Source organism: Roseateles sp. P5_E1, from assembly GCF_054049335.1.
This window is the reverse complement of sequence record NZ_JBFUMN010000328.1, coordinates 1-590: the sequence shown is the minus strand read 5'-3', so window position 1 is coordinate 590 and position 590 is coordinate 1. Positions and strand designations below refer to the sequence as shown.

Sequence of the window (590 nt, the reverse complement as noted above, 5' to 3'; positions counted from 1 at the left end):
GGTCTGCACCGTCGGCTTGGCGCGGGCAGCCTGCTGGTGCTGGGGGTGGCCAACATCCTGGGTGCGGGCATCTACGTGGTGACCGGGACGGCGGCGGCCAGCTTCGCCGGGCCGGCGGTGCTGCTGGCGTTCGTGCTGGCGGCGCTGGCCTGTGGTTTCACCGGGTTGTGCTACGCCGAGCTGGCCTCGGTGATTCCGGTGTCCGGATCGGCGTACTCATACTGCTATGTGACCCTGGGGGAGGGCGCGGCGTGGGCGCTGGCCTGGATGGTGATCCTAGAATACCTGCTGGCGGCCGCCGCGGTGGCGGCGGGGTTCTCCGGCTATCTGACCAGCCTGCTCGGCGATCTGCATGTGCAGGTGCCCATGGCCCTGGCCACCTCCAGCGTGATCGCCAGCCAGCTGGGCGGCCACACGCAGTTGTCCTTCAGTGGTGGCGCCAATGTGGTGGCCGCGCTGGCCGTGCTGGCGGCCGCGGCGGTACAGATTGCCGGGGTAGGGCGGTCGGCGTTTGCCAACCTGGTGCTGGTGCTGATCAAGATCACGGTGCTGCTGGCCTTCATCGGGGTCGGCTCGCAGTTCATCGACAC

Annotated in this window: 1 protein-coding gene; it reads left to right on the top strand. The window is 69.2% G+C overall.

Going from position 1 to position 590, the window contains the following annotated elements; genetic code table 11:
- Positions 1 to 590, top strand: a 590-nt coding sequence (locus ACXJKJ_RS31340; RefSeq protein ID WP_457395539.1) for an amino acid permease, incomplete at both ends; no start/stop codon positions are given.